Annotated in this window: 12 protein-coding genes; 7 read left to right on the forward strand and 5 right to left on the reverse strand. The window is 39.3% G+C overall.

Features of this window, described 5'->3' with window-relative positions:
• Nucleotides 1-118 precede the first annotated feature (118 nt).
• The gene (locus KV40_RS06980; RefSeq protein ID WP_253274183.1) at nt 119-2158 is read left to right on the forward strand and encodes an ATP-binding protein; all 2040 of its coding nucleotides are present in this window, start codon (nt 119-121) and stop codon (nt 2156-2158) included.
• A gap of 47 nt (nt 2159-2205) precedes the next feature.
• Here the strand turns inward: KV40_RS06980 and KV40_RS06985 are convergent, their stop codons facing one another.
• On the reverse strand, nt 2206-5643 hold the full coding sequence (locus tag KV40_RS06985; protein WP_036479318.1) for an amino acid adenylation domain-containing protein: 3438 nt from the start codon (nt 5641-5643) through the stop codon (nt 2206-2208).
• 552 nt (nt 5644-6195) lie between these two features.
• Here KV40_RS06985 and KV40_RS06990 point away from each other — a divergent pair.
• Nucleotides 6196-7938: a hypothetical protein gene (locus KV40_RS06990; protein ID WP_052055434.1), complete on the forward strand. Its 1743-nt coding sequence runs from the start codon at nt 6196-6198 to the stop codon at nt 7936-7938.
• A gap of 97 nt (nt 7939-8035) precedes the next feature.
• On the opposite strand, the gene KV40_RS06995 is transcribed toward KV40_RS06990, so the two are convergent.
• Nucleotides 8036-9604 carry a protein kinase gene (locus KV40_RS06995; protein ID WP_036479319.1) on the reverse strand — a complete coding sequence of 523 codons (1569 nt, stop codon included), beginning with the start codon at nt 9602-9604 and terminating at the stop codon, nt 8036-8038.
• 396 nt (nt 9605-10000) lie between these two features.
• Between KV40_RS06995 and KV40_RS07000 the strand changes: the two genes are divergently transcribed.
• The gene (locus KV40_RS07000; RefSeq protein ID WP_036479320.1) at nt 10001-11212 is read left to right on the forward strand and encodes a HAMP domain-containing sensor histidine kinase; all 1212 of its coding nucleotides are present in this window, start codon (nt 10001-10003) and stop codon (nt 11210-11212) included.
• Between the two features lies 1 nt (nt 11213).
• Here KV40_RS07000 and KV40_RS31925 read toward each other — a convergent pair whose 3' ends face one another.
• Nucleotides 11214-11921, reverse strand: a complete 708-nt coding sequence (locus tag KV40_RS31925; protein WP_052055435.1) for a DUF2382 domain-containing protein — start codon at nt 11919-11921, stop codon at nt 11214-11216.
• A 113-nt stretch (nt 11922-12034) separates the two neighbouring features.
• Complete coding sequence (locus tag KV40_RS07010; protein WP_036479321.1) at nt 12035-13522, reverse strand: DUF2382 domain-containing protein; 1488 nt, start codon at nt 13520-13522, stop codon at nt 12035-12037.
• A gap of 448 nt (nt 13523-13970) precedes the next feature.
• Between KV40_RS07010 and KV40_RS07015 the strand changes: the two genes are divergently transcribed.
• The 4 genes from KV40_RS07015 (at nt 13971) to KV40_RS07030 (ending at nt 18378) form a co-directional block, all read left to right on the forward strand.
• On the forward strand, nt 13971-14843 hold the full coding sequence (locus tag KV40_RS07015; RefSeq protein ID WP_036479323.1) for a hypothetical protein: 873 nt from the start codon (nt 13971-13973) through the stop codon (nt 14841-14843).
• 425 nt (nt 14844-15268) lie between these two features.
• A complete protein-coding gene (locus KV40_RS07020) occupies nt 15269-15943 on the forward strand; it encodes a GUN4 domain-containing protein (protein ID WP_052055436.1) in 675 nt (224 codons plus the stop codon).
• Between the two features lie 95 nt (nt 15944-16038).
• Nucleotides 16039-16683: an antibiotic biosynthesis monooxygenase gene (locus tag KV40_RS07025; RefSeq protein ID WP_036479324.1), complete on the forward strand. Its 645-nt coding sequence runs from the start codon at nt 16039-16041 to the stop codon at nt 16681-16683.
• 24 nt (nt 16684-16707) lie between these two features.
• On the forward strand, nt 16708-18378 hold the full coding sequence (locus tag KV40_RS07030) for an FAD-dependent oxidoreductase (protein WP_036479325.1): 1671 nt from the start codon (nt 16708-16710) through the stop codon (nt 18376-18378).
• Nucleotides 18379-18465: 87 nt separating this feature from the next.
• Here KV40_RS07030 and KV40_RS07035 read toward each other — a convergent pair whose 3' ends face one another.
• Nucleotides 18466-19269: an SDR family NAD(P)-dependent oxidoreductase gene (locus KV40_RS07035; RefSeq protein ID WP_036479327.1), complete on the reverse strand. Its 804-nt coding sequence runs from the start codon at nt 19267-19269 to the stop codon at nt 18466-18468.
• Between the last annotated feature and the right edge of the window lie 289 nt (nt 19270-19558).

Raw genomic sequence — 19558 nt, forward strand, 5'->3', positions numbered from 1 at the left:
GTAAAGTACATCATTTACATTTGGATCTATATTGATATTGAAAGCCAGCCAAACATCTTCCACTATGGCATCAGGTCAATCTTCCTTTCGTCGCATATTATTTACACGTTTTGTATCAGTGAGTATACCTGTGCTCTTGGTAGGAGTTTGGATTACCTACGACCGCGCTCGTGCGGCTTTTTCTAAAACCGCCAGTCAGAATTTAACTGAAAGTGCAGAGCGCAAAGGAGACAGCATCGAACAATCAGTTGAATCGCTTCGTTCTAATTTGGCTTCGATTAGCGATGTGGCAATTTTAAAATCTGAGTCAGCAGATTATCAGCCCTTTATAGATCGACTATCCCAGGTATTACCTACTAATATTTTATGCGTACAGCTCCACGATTTACTGCTAAATCGCGTCACCGCTACTACTTGTGATGAGACGATGAAAGTAGATGCCAGCTTGTGGAGTAGAACTCAATCGCAACTTCTTACCACTACAGAACAGATTGATGTCAAGCTGCTGCTTCCTTCCAAATCTACGATCCAAGAAGTAAGTAGTGTTGGCGAACAACCATTTCAAAGCCAGTTAAAACTTTGGCTAACGGCACCCGTTTACGATCGCCAAGGTCAGTTACGCTATGCTCTAAGCGTCAAATCAGCAGTGCTAGATCGAGAAAATATCGAGCCTGGTTCTTTAAATGGTTATCCTGTAGTGATCGATCAAGACGGGATTATCCTGGCACATCCGTTGGTACAAAAGGTCGGACGTAATATTCAGCAAATGCCCGACGTACAAAAACTCAATGATTTGCTAGAGAAAGCTACTTCTGATTCAGCTGAGTCTCGCGATTTAGAACGTTTATATTATCTGGAGCAAGATGGTGTCGAACTAATTGTAGGCTATAGCGCGATCGCCAGTCCTCTAACTCAAGATCGACAGCAAAAATGGATGGTTTTGGCCGTTACTCCCGTAAATGCTGCTTTAGAACCGCTTAAAACTATTCGGCGTGCTTTAGTGGGAATGACTGTCGGCTTAATTATTGGTTCGATACTTTTTACCGTATATGTATCTCGCGAACTAGCTCGCCCTCTAGAGCAGCTTAGAGATTATGCTTTTAAAAAAGAACTATTAGATTCGAGCGATCGCCTGCCCGAAGATTTTCCCATTCGCGAGTTTCAGCAGTTGTCCCTGGCACTCAACGAAATGGTCGATCGACTAAGAGCCTGGGGAGCAGAAATTGTCTCTGCCTGGCAAGAAGCTAAAAACGCCGATCGCCTGAAAAGTGAATTTTTGGCGACTACTTCCCACGAATTGAGAACCCCTCTCAATGGCATCATTAACTGCGTACGAATTGTCAAAGACGAATGTTGCGATAGCAAAGAAGAGGAACGGGAATTTTTACAGCAGGCTGATGCTGCCGCACTACATCTGTTAGAAATTATTAATGATATTCTCGATCTTTCTAAAATTGAAGCGGGCAAACTATCTGTAGAACTCGAACGGGTTAGTTTACGCAAGATAATTAACGAGGTTGTAGAGTTACATAAAGTTCCCATTCAAAAAAAAGCTCTAAGTTTTAGAACTCCTGTTTGGAATCGCGAGCTTTATGTTCTTGCCGATCCTGCCAAACTAAAACAAGTATTAATTAATATTGTTAGTAATGCGGTTAAATTTACCGAATTTGGCAGCATTGAAATTACTGTTAATGTTATTGAATCTGAATTGGTAACAAGCACGCAGCCGAAATCTCTGTTACTAAAAGCGAACAATTATTCATCTCATGACGAAGAAGTTGGTAACTTTTACTCCGCTTCATCTAATGAACGAGAAAGTTCTACTGAAACTTTAGCTACTGATGCCAATACTGAAGAGAGCGATAAAACAGCACTTTTAAAAACTAGAGAACAAATTAGTAATTCTTTAGTGGCGATCGTTATTAAAGATACGGGAATTGGCATCGATATCGGCAAACAAGAGCGTTTATTTCATCCTTTTGTAATGGTAGATGGTTCTACTACTAGAAAGTTCGGCGGTACGGGTTTGGGTTTGGCTATTTCTCGCAATCTTGTCGAACTGATGAACGGCAAAATTTCTTTATACAGTGCTGGTGAATTTCAAGGAACCACAGTTACCATTATTTTGCCTTTAGCAGAAGCCACATCTTATCAATGAGCAATGAGCAATTAGCAATGAACAATAAGAGTTTAACTGCTAAGTGTTCATTGTTCATTGTTCACTGCATTTTCTGTCAAGCGTCGCAATGCCGTTTGAATTTTCTGGGCTAATACTCGAACTTGAGGTTCTTCAAGGATTTCCATATGTTCTCCAGGAATATCTTCAATAGCTAAACCTAGCTCAGCTACTTTTTGCCAATCTAACTTGGTGTCTATATCATCGGCAGCGCGAAACATATTAATTTTTACCGCACACGGGCGGATTGCATAGTCTTTATTTACTCGATGGTGTTCCCGTTGCTGCTGAATATATTGAATTTGTGCATAATTACGACTCGTGCGATCGACAAAATTTTCTCGTAGCCAATCGATTTTATACAACCAATACAGAGTGTTATTTGCGGTTGCTCCGAGCCTCCATTTAATACGATTTTTGACATGGCTCAATCCTTTGGTACGAACTTTTTGCAAATGTGCCAACATTCGCTGTTGTAGAGAAAAATCCTGGAAAGCTGTGTTCGAGCGTGGATAGTAAGTATCTACTAATCCCAAAAACTTGACTTCATGTCCTCTGGCTATAAGTCGTCGAGCAATTTCAAAAGCAATAATACCGCCAAAAGATATTCCCATTAAATGATAAGGTCCCTGGGGCTGAATTTGTTGAATATCGCGAGTATAGTACTCTGCTAAATTAACAATATCTCTAAAGTGAGGTGTGTCGGGTTCATTGCTAAACGAGGATGATAATCCATAGAGATTTATTTTTTCGCCTAGATATCGAGCTAGAGGAAGATATAGTTCTAGCCCGTAACCTAAATTATGAATGCCAAACAAAACTAGTGAAGAATTACCATCTTTAATTGGTACAAAACTTTTAGGATAACCAGTTTTCTTCTCTTGCCTGACTAGTGCTGCTAAAGCTTCTGGAGTTGAGGTTTGAAAAATTGCAGATATAGAGATTTTCTGAGCGTATCTATTTTCTATTTCAGTAACCAAACGCGCTGCAAGTAAAGAGTTCCCGCCTAATTCAATAAAGTCATCTCTAAGGCTAATTGGTTCGATACCCGAAATATCTTCTAACATCTCAATGATTTCTGTTTCCAAGCGATCGCGAGGCACGTCAATTAATTTTGATGGTTTATCTAGTTTGAGTTGTGACAAAGTGCGATAGTCTACTTTACCGCTCGTAGTTAATAGAAAAGTATCTACAAAAACAAAAGTTCTAGGTATCATATAGCTGGGTAATTTCTCTTGCAGATAACTTTTTAAAGTCTCTGCTGTTAGCTGCTTGTCTGCATTGGGTACGATGTAGCCAGCCAAATATTCGCCTAATTTGTTTTGACGGACAACTATGGCTGCTTCTCGAACCAATTTATGTTGAGCTAACACTGCTTCAATTTCTCCTAGTTCGATCCGCAGTCCTTGAATATTAACCTGGCGATCGATTCGTCCGAGAAACTGAATCGAGCCGTCGGCTAAAAAGCGTCCTAAATCTCCTGTTTTATACAGACGTTCTCCAGGTACATAGGGATTGTCTACAAACTTTTTAGCAGTTAGTTCGGGACGATTGAGATAACCGCGAGCGACTCCCGCACCGCTAATATGAATTTCTGCCGCAACTCCAATAGGTACGGGCTGTAACTTTGAGTCCAAAACGTACGCTTTCATGTTGGGAATTGGAGAACCCACAGGCAGCGATCTAAACTGCCAATCAATCTGGTGAGGTATTTGGTACATAGCAACTACACCAGTACCTTCTGTTTGACCGTAAATATTAGCTAATTTGACTTCGGGTTTAAATGTTTCGCGCCAGTACTGATATATTTCTGGAGTTACCTGTTCCCCTCCTGCGGCTACCAACCGTACCTGATTGTCTAATAAATCACTACGGGTACTGCTGTTTTGCCCGTCTAAAATACCCGAACAGTTACGCCAGAATGAAGGAACATGATCTACTATACTCACTTCATATCTTTTGATAAGTTTAAATAGCTCTAGAGGATCTTTTATTTCTGCTGGCGAGACGACAACAACCGTCGCCCCCTGCGTCAAAGGCATAAGCAACTGTCTGGCTGAAACTATTAGAGCGATGGAACCGCGATGAAGATAAACATCTGCGGGAGTTATCTCAAAAGCTAACTCTAAGGCTTGGGCATAATGGCTTAAGTTGCCGTGAGTCAACATTACTCCCTTTGGTTTGCCTGTAGACCCTGAAGTATAGACTATATGTGCTAAATCTGAAACATTGACGGCGTTATCTAAGTTGTTTGAAGCTTGTCGGGTAATTGACTGCCAGTCGCGGTCTATGCAAACTGCACGTTCTACTTTAGTTGGTAACTTAGCGAGTAAACTTTCTTGGGTGAGTAATATCTCGATCTGAGTATCTTCTAGAATAAAAGCCAGTCTAGCGGGTGGATTGCTAATATCTAACGGTACGTAGGCTCCTCCCGCTTTGAGAATAGCCAACACTCCTACAACCATTTCCAGCGACCGCTCGATACACAAACCAACTAAAGAACCCGACTCGATCCCCAGTTTTTTTAGATAGCGAGCTAGTTTATTGGCTCGGGCATTCAATTCGCCATAAGTAAGTCGTTGTCCCTGACAAATGACTGCCACTGCTTTTGGGTTTTGCTTGACTTGTGCCTCAAATAGCTGATGAATACATTGCGGTTGAATTTCTTTGTTAGTTTGATTCCAATCGTTTAAAATCTGTTTTCGTTTGGTTGTAGATACTATAGACAAAAAGTCAATGGAGGTTTGAGGAGAGCTAACGATTGAATCTAGCAACACTTGATAGTTTTCGCCTACACGGCTAATAGTATCTGTGTCAAACCACTGGGGATCGCAATCGACGCTACAAACCAAATGCTGTTTTGTTTCGGTAATATCCAATAAGAATTTTGATTCGGGAAGTTTTTTTGAAGATGTAACTTCAGCAGATAAGCTATTAAATCCAAACAGTATTTGAAACAGGGGAGAAAATTCTGTTTTTCCCGACTTTACAGCTAGATCGAAACTGATTGAAGATGTATTTAAATATTTTTGTGCTTCACAAATTTGGTTTTTAGCAACTACTAACAATTCTCTAAACTTTTGTCTAGCTTCTATCGTTGCTTTTACAGGTAAAATATCTAATCTATTATCGCGATCGCCACTCCAACTCAAACAGCTAACTACAAAATTTTCACGAGCAGTATAGCGGTACAACAGAACCTGAAAAGCACATAAAAGGAATAGCGAAACTGTAACATCTTCTTGTCGAGCAACTGTTTTAATAGCTTGGCTTAATTTTTGAGAAAATATAAATCGCTCTTGTTTGCTTCGATTGTAGCGATCGCCTTTTGCCTCCAAATTATTTTCAACTAGTCTGGCTCGCTCTGGGGGAAAATTTAATAGAGGTGGAATACCTGCAAAGTTTTTTCGCCAGCGATCGGCTATTCGGTTAGCTTCATGTACTAATGAATCGTTTAGATCGAGCATGTTTATTTTTCTTGTAGATCGACTACTTTAAGTAGTTAATCAAAACTAATTCGGGTTTATTAAGGTCAGAGTGCGAAACTTCTAAATAATTACAGTGGCTAAAAATAGTATCAAGTTTTGTCTTATTTTACAAACAACACAAAATGAGAGAGTTTATATGGTGTTTTAAGAAATTTAAATATAAATTGAGATAATTAAATAAAGCACACACTATATCTGTAGTGTGTGCGATCTAGTAGTTAAAAACTACATAATAATAATTAAATTCAATTATTATTGCGTTCTGTTAACTAAATAAAACTATCAAAAATAAATAATTTAAGTCTTTAACTAAAAACAATTTTGATAGTAGCTTATATATTTCAGGTAAAACAAATTTCGAGCGATCGCTCCGCGAGCGAACTCGATATAGTTTTAAATAGCGAAAATATTAAAATGAGTTTTCAGATGCAATTGACGGTATTGTTTCTATACTTATCGTTGTATATCTAAACCGCCAGACGAAGCTGCAATTTACTATTGGCTCAAGCGGTATGCAGTATTATTTCCAGAATGAAAGACTTTATTTATTACTTTTTTTTGGGCAGAGAAAAAGTAGCTTTTAGCCAATTGTCCAAAAACGGTGGGCGAAAATATCGGGCTATTTGTTTATTTTGGTTACTGCTGAGTATAGCTTTTAGTTTGTTGTATGGCGCGATCGCTTTAAAACAAGCTTTTGGTAGCGAATACATAGTTCAAGATGATGCCAGACAACACGTTTTTTGGATGTATCGTTTTCTCGATCCCAAACTATTTCCTAACGATTTAATTGCCAACTATTTTCAATCTGTAGCTCCTTTAGGCTATAAAATCGTCTATGCCGTACCAGCTTTGTTCGTTATCGAGCCTTTTTTAGTCAACAAACTACTTCCTACTTGTTTGGGCTTAATAACGACGTGTTTTAGTTTTGCTATATTTCTAGAATTATTACCAATTCCCTGGGGAGGATTTATCGCAGCCACAATTCTCAATCAAAATTTGTGGTTGCAAGATGGTTTGATTTCGGCAACTCCTAAAGCCTTTGCCATTCCTTTGTTTTTGGCATTTTTATATTACTATCTAAAGCGATCGCTCTGGGGAGTCGCTATTAGTATCGCGCTGTTGGGGTTATTTTATCCTTCTCTAGTCTTTATTGCTGCTGGAGTTTTAATCTGGCAGTTGTTGCCTTTCAGTCGCGGCAAGCAAAAAGGCAATTATATTCTAAGCTGCGTCGGTTTACTCGTTGCTTTGGTAATTTTATTACCATACGCCATTTCTAGTTCGGAATATGCTCCAGTAATAACCGTAGCTCAAGCTAGAAAGCTGCCTGAATTTGTAGCGGGAGCGAGAGCGGGATTTTTCGATGATAATCTTTGGGATTTTTGGTTCAACGGCAGTCGTAGCGGCATTAAACTGAGCGCGGCTTTAATGCCTCCCTTGACCTATTTGGCAATCTTGTTACCAGTAATACTAAAATTTCCTCGGATATTTCCTGGTGTTACCAGACTAAATTCTAAGCTTAAAGTTTTGCCAGAGCTAATTATAGTCTCTCTATTACTGTTTGCGATCGCTCATGCCGTATTGTTCAAACTACATCTTCCCAGTCGCTATACCCAACATACTCTTAAGATAGCGATCGTACTTGCTGCCAGTATAGTCACTACTCTGATTTTTGAATCTTTGTTTGGGATTTTTATCAAAGAAAGTAATAAGTTAAAGTCTTTAATGGCGATTGCTACGGCTTTTTGTTTGGCTGCCGTACTAATTTTTTATCCTTATTTTGCCAAAAGTTTTGTTTGGACGCAATACATTACGGGTGATGCTACCGAACTCTATCAATTTCTACAGCGACAACCAAAAGATACCTTAATTGCTTCTCTCACTTCCGAAACCGATAATCTTCCGAGTTTTACCAAACGTTCTATTTTAGCCAGTCGGGAATACGCCATTCCCTATCATACAGGCTATTATTTTCCCTTTCGTCAGAGAGCGATCGATACCATAGCCGCACAGTATAGCCCAGACATTGAAGTAGTTAAAAACTTTATTCGTAAATACGATGTCGATCTCTGGCTTTTAGAAACATCTGGCTTTACTGTAGAATATCTGCAAGGCGATCGCTGGATCGCCCAACATCAATCGATTACCAGAGAAGTTACTAGAAGTTTGCAACAAGGTAACACTCCAGCTTTAGCAGCCTTTATAGACCGCTGTTCTATTTTTTCCGATAGTAGGTACGATATCCTCGCTACCGAATGTATTTTGTCTCAAAAGTAAAAAATTATTTAAAAGTGACCGAACAGATAAAGCAATAATTTTTATAACTCAAACAAGTTCAAAGCTTTTTTTTACTATTGCCTTTCGCGCAGCGGCACTAGTGAAAATCTTTATCCCAAATTCCTATATAAACGTTGTCTTCTTTACCTTCTCGTATTCTTTTTATAGTTCCTTCTAATTGCTCTGTTTCAAATGTATAAGAATCAGTTTGGCGTTGGTACACTTGTCTGAGTCCCTTTTCGATCGCAGGATTGGTTTTACCCTGCAATAAATCGGATAGAGCTTGCTGCATAACTTTTAATCCCAAAGTTTGAGCTAAAGCGATTTCGGTTTGTCTTAGAATACCGCTATTTATATCTACTAAATAACTGACATCAACGGTGTCATCAACAACATTTTTATAAATCAAAGCATTACTATTTCCCCAAAAACCTCTGGCGATCGCTTGTGGTGTTCCCAAAGCCTCAAGCAACTGATTTTGTGGTATACCCGTAACAAAAATTGGAATATCTTGCGATGGGGAAACGGAAACAGGTTCTGGAGGCTCGACAGTAACAGAGCGTGAAGCGACATTTGGTCTAGGAAGACGTAAGAGTTCTTCATCTTTAGGTTGAGGATTGTCAGAAGCTCGATACCAAGTTCGCTCCTGCTGCCAAAAAAGCAAGCCAACTATGATAGTTGCAACTCCAACTGTTAATAAAGATAGAGCTACTACAAGTTTATTAATACCAATAGCTTGAGTTTTAGGCTCTCGTTTTTTATTAGAAGTCAAAGAGCTTTCAGTAGCATTAACATTTTGAGATGGAAACGGAGGTAAAGCTTGCAAATCCGAAAGCATCTCTGTAGCTGAATAACTTGCCTGAAGCTCGATCGCCCGTTTAATAATAGCCGCTAAATCAGGGGTGATTGTCGTTATTGTTTCTGGCAGATAAATTTTATTGGTTGGTAAAGTAGATAAGTCTGAGGGCGATTTACCAGTCAACAAGTAAATAGCGGTTAATCCCAAACTATAGATGTCTTTGGCTTGGCAGTCAGTATTGCTAGAGTAATTTGGCGCAACATCATTACTTTCATTAGTTTCTATAGGCAATTCTTGGACTTGGCAATCTGTTGTTGTTAGTTGTCGCTCGATATTGCCAAAACCTACTAGTACGGGTAAATTATTTTCTCGCAGAATAATATGTTCTGGCGCGATTTTCTGGTGAGTTAAGTTGCGATCGTGTAGTTTTACCAGTACCCGCAGTATTTCGGACAGAATTTGTATGACTTGCGCTGGAGGCAATACTCCTTCATGGCAGATCTTTTGCTGCAGATCGATCCCTGTAATTAGTTCTCGAACTAAATAACAAGCGTCTGAAGTATAAAAATAAGTGTATATCTGAGGAATTTGCGGCTGTTGTTGACTTAGCTGTTGGAGAGTTTTAAACCTCTGTTGTATGCGCTGTCTTATAGGAGTATGAACTACCGATTTTGAGCGGCGATCGAGAGCAACACCTTTGTCAGAACTTTTTTCTCGAACTTCGCTTATTAGAAATTTCTCGTCTTCCAAAGGTAGAGGCGACATTTCAATTACACATCTTCTCTGCTGGCGATCGCTCAAATCTACAGCTAAAAAAGTTTTATAGCCTTGTTGCGGTTGCGTAGCAAGTCCTTCGGACTCAGTCATAACGTTCGGCTTATCTCTACTTATCGCATGCAAAATTAAATAACGACTGTCTAAAAACTTTGACTCCACTGAAATAATTTAGTAAGCAAATATGTTTATATTCTTAGTCTAGTTAAAATTTTTTGGTGTTTGAAAAGTTTTTTGCTTGCACTAATTAGATTTACCATTCTTGATATTGTAAATAGAAGGTAGTAATTATACTTATAGCTAGTAGTAGCTAATTAATCCAGCAATTCTAAACTTATCGAACTAAGGTATCAAGCCAACCTCAAAATCGCAGGTTTAAATTATCGTTTTGTTAACTACTCTTTCTTAACTTCAGCCAACAGAGGTATACCCCCTACAAGCAAAAATTAGCGAACCCGATCTAATTAATATTGTGTATTGTCTATTTTTATGGATGTAGAAAGTATTTTAACTGCTAAAACCAATAAGATTATCGAACAATGGCTCGAATCTTTAAAGCAAGAACGAGAAATTGAAAGCACTTCAGGATTGAGCAACCAAAGTTTACAAGATAGTATTCCCGCTATTCTTAAAGCAATTGCTAAAAATGTAGCTGACGGCAATACCAAAATTGAAAATTTATCGAAACAAAAAGCTGATATTCATGGAGTTTTGCGAGCCAAACAAAATTTTAATCCCGAAGAAGTAGCCAGAGAATTTTTTTTACTACGTCAGATTGCCATTGCCGAACTAAAACCAGAATTAATTCAATGTTCGCCAGTTGAAATAGTTAATATCATTACCTCAATAGATGTCTCTCTCGATCATTTAGTTTCACAAAGCTTTAAAACCTACATGGAGCAAAAGCTAAAACAGCTAGGACAACTTCAGCATCAGCTACTGTTAACCAATCAAGAACTAACTCGCTTAGTAGACGCACACCAGGATAACTTTTCGTATTTAACTCACGAAATGAAAACTCCTCTTACCTCAATTTTGGGCTATTCGGATTTGTTTTTACGACAATCACAACAAGATAAATTAAATAACGAATCTACCGCTAATTTAAGACACATTGAGGAGGTTCTAACTCAAGGCAGAAAACTGTTAAGAATCATCAGCGATAATCTGGAACTTGCTAGCTATCAGTCGGAGAAGCCAAATTTAAACTGTGAAGTAGTTGAAGTTTGCTCGCTGATTAATAACACGCTTTTAACTCTCAAGCCGCTAGCCGATCGGCGAAAACTAAAACTAATTGTAGCTTGTCAACCCAGAACCTTAGAGTTTGTAACCGATTCTCTCAGACTTCAACAAATATTAATTAATTTGGTTACTAATGCCATTCGCTATACTGAGTCGGGAAAAATTGAGGTTATCTGTCAGATGAGCGAAAAAATTAGCGATCGATTGAAGATCGAGATTGCCGATACTGGTATTGGCATCGCTCCTGAATATCAATCGTGTATTTTTGAACCTTATTTCCGAGTCAATCCCCAACAAAACTACAATTCCGAAAGCAGAGGACTAGGTTTGGCAATAGTCAAACAGCTAGTCAAAATGTTACAAGGGGAAATATCAGTTAACTCGAAACTAGGAGTTGGTTCTACTTTTACTGTAGTTTTACCCAAGTTAGAACGGTCACTAGCTGGCGATCGCAATTAAATTAAGAAAATCGCTGACATATCGACCGATAAATATTTCGTTGGGTTTCATCAGCAGTAATTATTTCTAATCTTACTTTGGCTTCATCATTAGTTTCTCGCTCTAATGCCTGTAAGATTTGTCGGGCAGTGTCAATGTTAACAAATTTACTTTTGTAAGATGCGGCGAGTTCTGGAGAGTCAGTTAAAAAAACTCGTTCTGTTCCTAACTCAACTTCTGATAGTACTTCAGGTTCTGCACCAACTCTTTCAACAACTAGCTTTTCACTTCTAATAGGTATTTGCACCATCCGCGTTTCAATTTCTTTGCGAACCACAATTTCGCCAACTTTACGTCGATAACGCTTGACGGTTAGTTTTTCTTCTAATAAAGGAATTTTTTCAAATTCTATTGGTAAAGATGTAGATAACGAGTTTGCTAGAGGTAATTTAGTTAGTTCTGGTAAAGATAAATTAGTTGTTATAGTTTGTTTTTCCATGTCAATTAAAGCGATATTACTTTCGCTCAATTGATACCAATTAGAATCTGAAGTTTGTTCGATTAACTGAATTAATAAATATAAATTATTCCGCTCGTCTCGATAAAGATCGGCAACTTCAGCTATAACAACGCCGCTAGAGTCTGTGACTCGATAAGTAATTAATTGTTTGCCTAACTTATCGATTAAATAGCTGAGATTTGCTTGACTTCGGTCGTCTAGATTAGCCATAAAAAGAATGTCATTAAATTAAATTCTTAATATTGTTGTTTAAAGTTATTTGGGGGAATAAAGTTTATAGTCTTTATTCCCCCTCAAATTAACTGATAATCTTGCTAGAGCGATTAGCGATCTACTACTGGATTACCGTCAGTGTCTATATCTAACTCTTCACGTCGAATACGTTCTTCAGCAGTTACCGTATCGCGTTCGACTTCTTTTCTTACGCTTACTTCTTCGCGTACGAAAGCTTGTTTATCGATATCTGCCGTCTCTTCGTAGACTTCTACTCTCGCTACTTCACCTTCATTGAAGTTAGCCGTTCCTGGTGTAACTGCAGTAGTATCGGTAGGATTAGTTCGTTCGATTACTACTCGTTCTTTTTCTACAGGAACCGATACTTTAGCAGTTTCAGTTTCAACTCGTTTGCCTACTGTTACCGCACCAGTTCTAAAGCGCTCTTTGTTGGCAATCAAGCGTTCTTCATAAAGCTTCAAGTTCTGGTGATTTTGTTCGTTAACACCATATAAATTGGGTTCGCGATCGTAGGAATAGGTATCGCGATTGTAGGAATCTACTGCATTAGTAGCATCTACTCGGCTGGTAGTGTCTACTGCGCCTGTAGTACCATAACCCGCACTACCTCTGTAACTATTTCTGACTCTTTCTTCGTAGTCATAATCGACAGTCATGTCGCTGTCGTACTTAGGAAGATTTTCGGCTTGTTCTTTGGTTAATCCCTGGGCATAAATTCTGTTGCGACTGCGATCGATTCTAGCGCGACCCATAGGCAATAAAACTTTTTTACCAAAAATCCAGAAACCCGTATCGATGACCAGATAGCGGAAATTACCATCGCGGTCGACGAGAATATCGTGAACCGAACCTAATTTATCATCGCGATCGCTATAGGCAGAGTAGTTAGTAAGGCGATCTTCACCAAAAACATTTTCGTAATCTGGATACAGATCTCTTATTTTGTAGAGATTGACGTTTGGCTGAGTTCTAAAGTTATTTTTGTTGCTGGTAAAGCTGTTTTGATAACCTTGCCAATTATCATGGTCGCGATCGTTTAATCCATACAAGTCGGGATCGCGATCGTAACTATAGGTTGTATTATCGTAGGTAGAATTCATAGTATTGGCAGTACCCATGGTGTTGGTAGTACCCATGCTTCCCATAGTTCCCGCAGTTCCTGCCGTAGTTCCCATAGTTGCAGCGGTTCCTGCCGTAGTTCCCATAGTGCCGTATCCCGCACCACCTCTATAAGAATTTCTGACTCTTTCTTCGTAGTCGTAGTCAACGGTCATCTCGTCACTATATTCAGGAAGATGTTCTACCTGATCCTTAGTCAAACCTTGAGCGTAAACTCTTTCTTGACCATAATCAATGCTGGCACGACCTATAGGTAGCAATACTTTCTTGCCCAAGAACCAGAATCCAGTATCGACTACTAAATAGCGAAAGCGTCCGCTTTCATCTACCAAAATATCGTGTACCGAACCGACTTTATCGTTAGTATCTGCATACACGGAAAAACTTTTGATATCGTCTCCACCAAAAATATCCTGTTTGTAATCGGGATATAAGTCTGCTATTCTTGTTAAAACCATAAAATAGTCCTCCTATTTTTTTAAATTGAATATTTATACAATTTTTGTCTGTACAGTTTTTACATTAATATTATTTTTAATTAGTTTCATCTAACTAATGAAATAGATAATTATGAAACTTAAAAGTACTATCTTTAGATAGACTCTAAAGCATTAATTATATGAATTTGGCAGTAAAACAAATTAACTATCTATCTTTGGAATTAAAATAGACATAAAATACTTTATTTTCTCGAACTAGTTATTGGCAATTTGAAAAACAATTTGAAACTTTTGAATTGCAATCGCTTTACTTAAGCTATTTTTCTTAACTAGTTTTTTACTTTTTAAACTAATCGAGCAATTTTTAACCTGCAGTAATTACCGTAAGTCTTTAGCTAAGAGAAAGTTTTACAATAAATTACAATAAAATTTATAGAAAATAGAAAAAAGTAACTGTTTTTGAATTATGTTACGAAAAATTGTAGCTATATTAATTTCATTGTCTTTGTGCTGTACTTTAGTTGGCTGTGGTACGGCAAATTCAGCCCAGACTCAACCTGTATTTAATAAAAGTTCCGATCTTGCCTCTACACCAACATCTATAGTTGATGGTACATATCCCGTGCAGCAGGCTACTTATGATGATGCTACGGGAGAATACAGCTTGATGCTGCTTAATACTCCTCCTGGAACATCTCCAGTATTAAAAACGGATAAGCTACAGATGGCGCGTCTTAGTGATGAAGAAATTACTAATGGCAAAAAAACTTATCTTCAAGTCGATCGCGGTCAACCAGTGATGTATTTATCCGAAGATTTTAAAATTGAATACGTACACAACGTTACCGAAACCGTTAGTAATCCTCAAACTGGTCAACCAGAAACAGTAGTAGTTAGAAGGGAATCAAACTTTTGGACTCCGTTTGCTGGTGCTTTAGCAGGACAAGCCATCGGCAGCCTATTGTTTACACCTCATTACTATGTACCCCCAGTTTATCAATCGGGAGGAATTATCACGGGCTATGGTGGCTATGGTCGCAGTTATTCTCAAGCTGTCAACAGCTATCGCGATCGCTATAATGCACCACCTGCAGCAGTACAAAATCGACGTACTTTAAGAACTACTGGCAGCATTAGAAATGCGTCTGGTAATAGAAATACTTTTGGTAGTAAAGCGAATAACAACAGCCGCGCTACAGGTTCTGGTGTTGGTTCTAGCACCTTGCGCTCTTCTGGTAAATCTTCCTCGAAACAATATCAGCGTCCGAGTAGCTTTGGCAGTAGCAGTCGCAGTCGAATGAGAACTAGAACTAGAAGCTTTAGCAGACGTAGAAGATAAAAAGTTTAACTAAAAATCAACTTTGGTTTTGGGCGATCGGTTGCGCGATCGCTTTTTTTAGCTTAAAAAAACATAAAAAGAAAAAAGCTTTGGGAGTCTTGCCGTGTTTCGACCCCAAAGCTTTTCTCTCTTACACTTACTCCTCACACACAATTAATAGTTTAAACAATCTATATAGTTTTAGCTACCTTAAAGTGACAGTTTGTAGATTGACCTAAGTATGGTGGCTAAAATGCTGGCTGCGTTATAAAGAAAAATTCCTAAATTAATCCCAATTTAACTCAATCGACTTAAATTTACTTTATATGTAAAGACAGATTAATAAAGAATTAGTCCAACATTTACTATTACTATGCAAATTTAGCATTGTCAAACTATGACTTAATTTTGTTACCCTTTTACTAAATAAATAAGTGAAACTACCGATGAGTGAAAGCCAGGAAATAACTACCTCACAGCTTGCCAAACAACTAGCTGCCATTCAAGAACAGTTAACCAAAATGACTGGCCGCTTTGATGCAATTGAGGAACGTTTAGAAACGATATCGGCTCTACCCAAGAAAATGAGCGAGTTAGAAGACGATTTAATGTTACTTGGCGATCGCTACAGATATAAAAATCTCCAGCAATATTTAGCCGAGGAAAACTGGTTTGAAGCAGATAAAGAAACCATCAGATTAATTTTGGCAGTATCAAAACGAGAAATTGAAGAACTAACTCCAGAGGATATCCAACATTTTCCCTGTAACGATCTAATGGTAATCGATCGCCTGTGGAGCAAATATAGTAACGGTCGCTTTGGTTTTAGCGTTCAGCTAAACGCCTATCAAAAATTAGGAGGTAATTTAGATAGTACGGTCGAACAAAACCAGCAGTTAATCGAACAATGGGGAGAAAATTTGGGATGGCGTAAAAATAACCGCTGGCTTAAGTGTAAAGACTTGGATTTTAGTTTGAACGCACCTGAAGGTTGTCATCCTTCGCGGTGGTGGAATTCTCCTTATGGTTCTAAAATGACCAACTTTTTTTTAGGGAGATTGATGACCTGCAAATTAGCAAAACATAGCGAAATAGATATGAGAGGACGGGAGGAGGTTTAGAAAAGCTATAAACTATAAGCTTTTGACTGGTTAGTACGAAAATTATAACCTCTGGTTGTTTATTAAATTTACGATCGACTACAGGAGTAATATTAATGGCTGCTACTCTTTCTTTAGATAATAGTTTGACTACGGTAATTATTATTTTTGAGGTCTTACCAGAACTACAGCAAAAATTAATCGAGGCAATTAAAAACTTTACGCAAACGGTCAAAACCCAGCCTGGTTTTGTCTCAGCTAATTTGCATCAAAGTATTGATGGAGTTAAAGTGGCTAACTACGCTCAATGGGAGAGTTCAAAAGCTTATCAGGCTTTTATAGCTAATACCGAAGTTCAAGCGCAAGCCGAAGGATTGCTTAAATTAGGCAAACCAGATTCTCAAGTCTATGAAATTGTCGCGTCTGAGTCAAAAGTCGGTACGCCCAAAATTGTTGAGCGACAATACTTCGCTCACTTTGCCGAATTTAGGATGTCCTCAGATAAACAACCGCGCATGGTGGAATTAGCCAAAGAACACATCAAACCAGCAATGAAACAAAAAGGTTTAGTTTCGGCGACTTTTCATCGTAGTTTGGATGGTACTCGCGTGATTAATTACGGACACTGGGAAAATAAAGAGGCGATCGAGGAATTGCAGAAACAACCTGGATTTAATACTCAAAAATCTCCTTACTGGGAAGGTGTGGCGGAGAACGAATTTCATCTCTATGAAGTGGTTTATACCGAAACTGCTGCCTAACTATTACTAAAAATAAATTGTGCTATGGCTAAACCAACGATACTAACGGTAGATGACGATTTAGAAGTCTTAAGTGCGATCGCTCGCGACTTGAGAAAACAATATGGCGGTCGCTTTCGGATCTTACGTGCTAACTCTGGAACATCGGCAGTAGAAACCCTAGAACAGCTAAAGTTACGCAACGAAACCGTAGCTTTGTTTCTCACCGATCAAAGAATGCCCCAAATGAGCGGTGTAGAGTTTATCGAACGGGCAACACCTATGTTTCCCGCAGCCAAACGAGTATTGTTAACTGCCTACGCCGACACCGATGCGGCGATTAGAGCGATCAATTCTGCCAGACTGGATTACTACCTGCTCAAACCCTGGGATCCACCAGAAGAACAGCTATATCCTATTCTTGACGATCTTTTAGATGACTGGCTAGCAGTGTATCGCCCTGCTTTTGAAGGTATACGGGTTATAGGCGATCGCTGGTCGCCTTGTTCTCATAGCGTCAAAGACTTTCTTGCCCGCAATCAAATTCCCTATCAGTGGCTGGATGTAGAACTAGAACCAGAAGCCGAAAAGCTGATTGACTATGTAGGTAATAATGGCGATCGTCCCAAGCTGCCACTAGTACTATTTGCCAATGGTGACAGATTAGAACAGCCTACCAACATCGAGGTCGCCTCAAAAATCGGTCTGCAAACAAGAGCAGAAAAACCTTTTTACGACTTGGTAATCGTTGGCGGTGGTCCTGCTGGTTTAGCTGCAGCAGTTTATGGTGCTTCTGAGGGGTTGAGTACGGTAGCAATTGAAAGATCCGCACCAGGGGGACAGGCAGGATCGAGTTCGCGCATTGAAAACTATCTTGGTTTTCCTGTCGGGTTGAGTGGTGACGACTTAGCTAGAAGGGCTGTTACCCAAGCCAAGCGCTTCGGCGTAGAAATTTTAACTCCCCAGGAAGCTGTAGAAGTGAGAGTTGAAGATCCCTATCGCATCGTCAAATTAGCCGACGGTAGCGAGATTAATTGTCATGCTTTGCTAATTGCCACAGGGGTACACTGGCGTAGATTGAATCTTCCAGGTTGCGATCGCCTGACTGGACGGGGTATTTATTACGGTGCGGCTAAAACTGAGGCGATCTCTTGTCAGGACGAACACGTTTATTTAGTAGGTGGTGCTAATTCTGCGGGACAGGCAGCGATGTACTTTTCACAATATGCCCGCCAGGTAACGATGTTGGTTAGGGGAGATTCACTAACTAAAAGTATGTCGCAATATCTCATCGACCAAATTGAAGCTACTGATAATATTGAGGTTTTGACTTATACAGAAGTCGTAGAAGTAGAAGGCGAAAAAAGCCTGGAGGCTATAACTTTATTGCACAACGATACGGGAGAAAAAGAACGAGTAGATGCCAACTCTTTGTTTATTTTTATCGGTGCCAAACCAGAAACCGATTGGCTAGATGGAGTAGTAGCTAAAGATGAAAAAGGCTTTATCTATGCAGGTTCGGACTTAAAAAAACACCAGCATTTTCGCGGCTGGCATTTAGAACGAGATCCTTATTTATTAGAAACCAGCGTTCCTGGGATCTTTGTCGCTGGCGACGTACGCCACAATTCTGTCAAACGAGTGGCTTCTGGCGTGGGGGAAGGTTCGATTGCGATTATGTTCGTCCATCGTTATTTAGCAGAAGCGAAAGCATAATCTCCGTAGGGGCGATACTCTTACGAGAAGGCTTACGCCAACGCGAATCGCCCTTACACTATTATGGCAACGCCAATTGCACGTATATTAGGTGTGCATCGTGGCAACAGAACCGCCATCAACACGATAGTTGGCACCAACGACAAAGCTAGAATGCTGAGAACATAAGAAAGCAATTACTGCCGCTACCTCTTGTGCCTTACCGCGTCTTTGTAGCTCTAGGTGAGGACGTTTTTCTTTTAAGAAAGTGGAAATTGCCTCATCAAAACTCATATTGTTTTCGTTAGCTCTTTGCTCCATCATCGCGTCGGTCATGGGAGTAGCAATGTAGGCAGGAGAGACAGCATTTACCAAAACACCATCTTTGGCGAAGAACTTAGATAAATTTTTCGAGAGATTCAATACTGCTGCTTTAGCGGCACAATAAGGCATTTCGTCGGTGTAAGGCTGGACGGCATCTTCTGAAGAAATTAAGACAACTCTTCCCCAACCAGACTTTTGCATCAGGGGAATAAAAGCCCGACAGACTCGTACCGCCGCCATAAAGTCTACCTCGATAGTTTCATACCAGTCTTCGTCAGTTAGTTCTAAAAAAGGGTCGGTCGCGCCAGTTATTCCCGCACAGTTGACTAAAATATCTACCGTACCAAAGCGATCGACAATCTGCTTTTTAGCATTTTCTACTGCATCAAGCTTAGTCAAATCGGCACTTACGCCCATCGCTTCGCCAATTTTATTAATCTCATCCACCGTTGACTGTAGCTTATCGGCAGTTTTATCGAGTAAAGCAATTTTGACTCCTTCATCAGCTAACAGTTTGGCGGTAGCTTTGCCAATACCAGAGTCACCGCCCGTAATCAGTGCGACTTTACCTTTAATTCCAAAATCCATAATTAGTTTTTCCTCCAATTTCGAGCAGATTCAAAGCATTTAAAAATACCTTTTAAGAATTAATACTCGGATGTGTATATATATAAATCCTGTTTGATATCTTAAGTAGGATAAAAACTTTGTTAATCTACCCCAAAGTAGAGTTTGGTTAGTTAAACAACAAATCCCAGCCAACAATAGCGATCGCAATATCTGCCAAGATATGACTGAGGTATCCAGGTATTATAGATTTGTAGTTGCGATAACACAGCGACCAAATTGCACCTGCTAAGAATACTCCCAACGAGCC

It is taken from the genome of Myxosarcina sp. GI1, from assembly GCF_000756305.1.
Classification (GTDB): domain Bacteria; phylum Cyanobacteriota; class Cyanobacteriia; order Cyanobacteriales; family Xenococcaceae; genus Myxosarcina.

Bases quoted from the DNA above. Each gene is read 5' to 3' on its own strand.
- KV40_RS06990 (WP_052055434.1), top strand. From the start codon at position 6,196: ATGAAAGACTTTATTTATTACTTTTTTTTGGGCAGAGAAAAAGTAGCT.
- KV40_RS07035 (WP_036479327.1), bottom strand. From the start codon at position 19,269: ATGGATTTTGGAATTAAAGGTAAAGTCGCACTGATTACGGGCGGTGAC.
- KV40_RS07020 (WP_052055436.1), top strand. From the start codon at position 15,269: ATGAGTGAAAGCCAGGAAATAACTACCTCACAGCTTGCCAAACAACTA.
- KV40_RS07015 (WP_036479323.1), top strand. From the start codon at position 13,971: ATGTTACGAAAAATTGTAGCTATATTAATTTCATTGTCTTTGTGCTGT.
- KV40_RS07010 (WP_036479321.1), bottom strand. From the start codon at position 13,522: ATGGTTTTAACAAGAATAGCAGACTTATATCCCGATTACAAACAGGAT.
- KV40_RS07030 (WP_036479325.1), top strand. From the start codon at position 16,708: ATGGCTAAACCAACGATACTAACGGTAGATGACGATTTAGAAGTCTTA.
- KV40_RS06985 (WP_036479318.1), bottom strand. From the start codon at position 5,643: ATGCTCGATCTAAACGATTCATTAGTACATGAAGCTAACCGAATAGCC.
- KV40_RS31925 (WP_052055435.1), bottom strand. From the start codon at position 11,921: ATGGCTAATCTAGACGACCGAAGTCAAGCAAATCTCAGCTATTTAATC.
- KV40_RS06995 (WP_036479319.1), bottom strand. From the start codon at position 9,604: ATGACTGAGTCCGAAGGACTTGCTACGCAACCGCAACAAGGCTATAAA.
- KV40_RS07025 (WP_036479324.1), top strand. From the start codon at position 16,039: ATGGCTGCTACTCTTTCTTTAGATAATAGTTTGACTACGGTAATTATT.
- KV40_RS07000 (WP_036479320.1), top strand. From the start codon at position 10,001: ATGGATGTAGAAAGTATTTTAACTGCTAAAACCAATAAGATTATCGAA.